We start from the raw sequence: 4,454 nt of genomic DNA, 5'->3' as shown, positions 1-4,454 counted from the left end.
TCCCTCCTTTTGCCCCACCGTCAGTGAGAGACGTTCATTCCAGTCAGGTTCGATGACCTTGTCGCCGGAAGTGGATCGCGACTTCGTCACGCGGGGGCGGCCATCAGGCTGACGCTCTGGGTCTTGAGCCAGCAGGTTGGGGAGCGATCCCGCGGCGATGCTTCCGCCGGCTGCGAGACCGAAGAACTGACGTCGAGACCAGTGGGTTGGATTCATGACAGACTCCGGGGTCAAACGAACGAGTGTGATCCTTTGTCGAAGCGCAGTGACAATGACGGAATAAGCCGCGGATGCGTGAATTTCAACTGCAAAGTGTGGAACGGGGGGAAAGCTTCCCGAGGGCGGGATCAACATTCGCGCGGGAATGCACACCGCATCAGTGATGCGTGCGTGGGCAAGATTTGCTGAATCCGCTCTTCTCACTTGTGAGATCATGCGCGCCGGGTGGGACCCGTCGCTTGCGTTGGGGGGGAGGTGGCCTATAATCCTCAACGGTCTGAGATTGCAGTGGAGTCATGCGCAGTGATCTGACTTCACAGCTGACGCAACGGCGAGCGTCCCGCACGGCGTGATAAGATGAGACCCCTTTCATGCAGGCAATTCTGAACTTCCGAGACTGGTGCCGCAATGTCTACGTCGCAGTTTCGACGCTACTGCAGGGGATGTGGGTCACCATGCGGACCATGCTCCTGACCTACCGCCGAAAGACGTTCACTGAAGTTTTTGAATATCCTGAAGTTCCCATCCCCGTCAAAGCCCGGTACCGCGGTTTCCATCGATTCGATCTGACGACCTGCATCGGCTGCGAAAAATGTGCAGTCGCCTGTCCGGTCGATTGTATCTATATCGAGAAAGAGAAGAGCCCGGTCGGCAAGGGCTTTCGTGTGAATGGCTTCACCATTGACTACACAAAATGCATGTTCTGTGCATTGTGTGTCGAGCCTTGTCCGGTGGACTGCATATTCATGGGTTCGAACCACGATCTGAGCTGCTATAGTCGTGATGGCTGCATTGTCGACTACGCCAAGCTGCCATTGGAAGTTGCCTGGGGACAGGCGACGTTGAACCCGACGGCAGTGGCCGAGTCGAAGGTGCTTTATGAGCCAGTCTGGGTGAAAGGGGAAGAAAGTCCATTCCAATTCACTCCGTCTGAAGAGTAAAAAGGCGTTGTTGTTGTCATCCACGTTTTTAGAAGTGTAATGGCTATCAGGGGACGTCAGTTCCCGAGTTGTAGTTGTGGTTCCGAGTACTGATGAAACAATGCACCCGCATTGTTATACCGAGCGTTCCGGTCGTTCTACGCGAAATCCTGCTGCTGCGGAGCGGTAGCCAAACCAGGGAGTTTCGATGAGTGCCAAGCTGGCTCCGCGTCAGTATTTTTCGGTCGCCTCGGCAAATCAGACTTTGCCACTGGTGCGTGCAATCGTCAGTGATATCGTCGAGTTGTACCCCGAGGTTCGTGACCGTGAAGAACGTCTCATGAGGATCACCCGAGGTCGGTCAAAGGACGCCCGACCCGACGATCCGTACAGCGAAGAGGTCGAGCAGGTTCGTCGTGAGCTGGAACGCGACGTCGAACGCCTGCAAGGTTATATCGACGAATTGCTGGAACTGGGCGTTGAGTTCAAAGATCCCGTGATGGGGCTTGTCGACTTCCCCGCCATGCGCGACGGCGAAGAAGTTTGTCTGTGCTGGAAGCTGGGTGAGCCTGTCGTCGGTTTCTGGCATACGATTGATGCCGGTTTTCAAGGCCGGGAAAAACTGACCGAGACAGAGACCGACGTCACTCCGAAGGAATGATCCTGCCATGACTGAAGTTGTCGGACATTTTCTGGTCTTCACCGTCCTCGCCATTGTCTTTCTGATTACACCGCTTCTGATCGGAAAGCTCGTTCGTCCCCGGGTGCCGACACCCGAAAAGGACGCCAGCTACGAGTGCGGTGAGCCGTCAATCGGCAGCAGCTATATCCAGTTCGACCTGCGGTTCTACGTTGTCGCGTTGCTGTTCATTATCTTCGATGTGGAAGTGGTCTTCTTCTTCCCTTGGGCGACCGTCTTCGGGACGACGATGCAACTGGCTGATCCCGCCCTGTCGCTGGAAGCTCGGCGTCTCCTCTCAGAGCAATTGCTGTCTGCCAACCCTGGCTCAGTCACTCATGAATCGGCGATCAGTGCGGCGACGGCTTTGAAGCTGGGCTGGACGGCATTCATTGATGTCGCCGCTTTCTTCGCCGTACTCCTGGTTGGTTTTGCTTACGTCTGGAAACGCGGAGACCTCGACTGGGTCCGCTCGACGATCGAGCAGAAGAACAAGATTGGTTCCCCCGCCGGTCCGTTGTCGCATCTTTCCACGAAAAAGACTCCCCCAGTCACCGCCAGTTAGCTGAGACGTTCCGGGCTTAGACGTCGGCGATTCGGGGTTGGATTGAGTGGTCGACGGTGACCTGGGCCGCACCTGCCGCAGCAAGAGACGAAAACTATGCAGATCCAAGATATCCATCAGAGATTGGTCTTGCAGTTTGGCGATGCGATCGTCGACCTGAAAGTTGAGACGAAGGACCCGTGGATTGAAGTGGCCGCGCGTTCAATTGCGGTCGTCTGCGAGTCTCTTCGATCAGATCCCGAGCTGAAATTCGAGGCGCTTAATGATCTGACGGGCGCCGATTGGCTGGAGACGGATCCGAAGAAAAAGACTCCTTGCGAGCCGCACGTCGAAGTCGTCTATCATCTCTACAGCTACTCGCTGAAACATCGTTGCAAGCTCAAGGTGAAGGTCCCTCGCTGGAAAGATGGGGTGGCGGGCGAGCTGCCCGAAGTTCCTTCTGTCGCGCATGTCTGGGGGATTGCTGACTGGCACGAGCGGGAGGCATACGACCTGGTGGGAATCCGCTTCACGAATCATCCTAACTTGCGGCGGATCCTGTGTCCTGAAGACTGGGAAGGCCATCCGCTGCGGAAAGATTATGAGTTTCCGCTGGAATATCACGGCGTGCGTGGGAAGTGAGTCTGCAGACAGGATTGCTGGTTCGGCCGTTCATCCTGATCTCGGTACAGACTGGTTTTGTGGACAGTGCCAGTCTGGTTTATCAAAGTCGATTTGCGAGTGAATCCCCTTCTCTGCAAGGGGGCAATTCACTGGTCTGCAACGAACTCAATTGCGAATTCGATCACCTCGTAAAGAGATCCATGGTTTTGCCCCTGGATGAAAGACATCATGAGCTTGACACTCGAAGACCCCCGCATCGTTGAGTTTGATGTTCGCACCGATGAAATGCTGGTGAACATGGGGCCGCAGCATCCGAGTACTCACGGAGTGCTGCGACTGTTGCTGCGAACGGACGGCGAGATCGTTCACGAGGTGACGCCCCACATTGGTTATCTGCATCGCTGTGCCGAGAAGATTGGTGAAAACCTGTCGCCGCCTCAGTGGATTCCCTACACCGACCGGATGGACTATCTCGCTGCGATGAACATGAATCTTGGATTCAGTCTCGCTATCGAGAAGTTGATCGGGATGGAAGTTCCCGAGAAGGCGATGACGCTGCGGGTCATCATCAGTGAACTCAATCGTATTGCCAGTCATCTCGTGGGTATGGGGGCTTATGGGCTTGATCTGGGGACTTTCAGCCCGTTCCTGTACGCGTTTCGCGAACGCGAAATCATTCTCGACCTGTTCGAAGAAGTCTGCGGTGCACGTCTGACATACAGCTATCTCACGATCGGCGGTGCGACTCATGATCTGCCAGATCAGATCACAATTCCGCCCGGGTTGGCACAACTGACGGGCCGGGATCCTAATTTGAGCCTGAGCTGGTCGGATGCACTGCGGATGTTTCTCGACTGGATGGGGCCCCGAATCAGGGAATACCATACGCTGCTTACGCGGAATGCCATTTTCGTGCAGAGGACGGCAGGGTTGGGGATTCTCAGTCCCGAAATGGCGATGAGCTACGGCTGTACCGGGCCCGTGCTGCGAGGCAGCGGTGTCGACTACGACCTGCGGCGAGACGGTGAGCCCATCTACACACGAATGTATGAAGGCTACAACTTCAAAATTCCAGTGGCTCCCTTCACCGATTCGACCTTCGGAAAGATCCCTCCTGAAGTGCGACTGGGGGATAACTGGTCTCGGTTCTTTGTGCGGATGATGGAAGTCGCGCAGTCGATCGAGATCGTTCGACAGGCACTTGATCGATATCCAACGACGAAGGGAGACTATCGAGTCCCCTTCAAGATGAATCAGAAGCTGCCGACAGACGAGGTGTATCTGGAAACGGAATGCCCCAAGGGTTCGATGGGCTTCTACATCGTTGGCGATGGCGATGCGGAGCCGTTTCGGGCACGTGCCAAAAGTTCGTGCTTCTGTAATCTGTCCATCACCGGCCCTCTGTGTCAGGGTGTGCTGATCGCCGATATTCCGTCCATCGTCGGTTCGCTCGACATCGTGATGGGCG

At 55.7% G+C, this 4,454-nt stretch carries 5 protein-coding genes and 1 pseudogene; 5 read left to right on the top strand and 1 reads right to left on the bottom strand.

Going from position 1 to position 4,454, the window contains the following annotated elements; genetic code table 11:
- Positions 1–216 (bottom strand): annotated as a pseudogene (locus tag VGE80_RS15975) (hypothetical protein); the annotation flags it as partial.
- 374 nt (positions 217–590) lie between these two features.
- Here VGE80_RS15975 and VGE80_RS15970 point away from each other — a divergent pair.
- The 5 genes from VGE80_RS15970 to VGE80_RS15950 all read left to right on the top strand — a co-directional run.
- Positions 591–1,160, top strand: a complete 570-nt coding sequence (locus tag VGE80_RS15970) for a NuoI/complex I 23 kDa subunit family protein (RefSeq protein WP_373650174.1) — start codon at positions 591–593, stop codon at positions 1,158–1,160.
- Positions 1,161–1,347: 187 nt separating this feature from the next.
- Positions 1,348–1,800, top strand: a complete 453-nt coding sequence (locus VGE80_RS15965; RefSeq protein WP_373650175.1) for a DUF2203 domain-containing protein — start codon at positions 1,348–1,350, stop codon at positions 1,798–1,800.
- A 7-nt stretch (positions 1,801–1,807) separates the two neighbouring features.
- Positions 1,808–2,383: an NADH-quinone oxidoreductase subunit A gene (locus VGE80_RS15960; protein ID WP_397571605.1), complete on the top strand. Its 576-nt coding sequence runs from the start codon at positions 1,808–1,810 to the stop codon at positions 2,381–2,383.
- Between the two features lie 96 nt (positions 2,384–2,479).
- A complete protein-coding gene (locus VGE80_RS15955; protein ID WP_397571604.1) occupies positions 2,480–3,004 on the top strand; it encodes an NADH-quinone oxidoreductase subunit C in 525 nt (174 codons plus the stop codon).
- Positions 3,005–3,214: 210 nt separating this feature from the next.
- A partial coding sequence (locus VGE80_RS15950; protein ID WP_440593362.1) for an NADH-quinone oxidoreductase subunit D occupies positions 3,215–4,454 on the top strand: 1,240 nt, incomplete at its 3' end.

The organism is Schlesneria sp. (assembly GCF_036405755.1).
Classification (GTDB): domain Bacteria; phylum Planctomycetota; class Planctomycetia; order Planctomycetales; family Planctomycetaceae; genus Schlesneria; species Schlesneria sphaerica.
The sequence above is the reverse complement of the archived record's forward strand: the minus strand, read 5'-3'. Positions and strand labels throughout refer to the sequence as shown.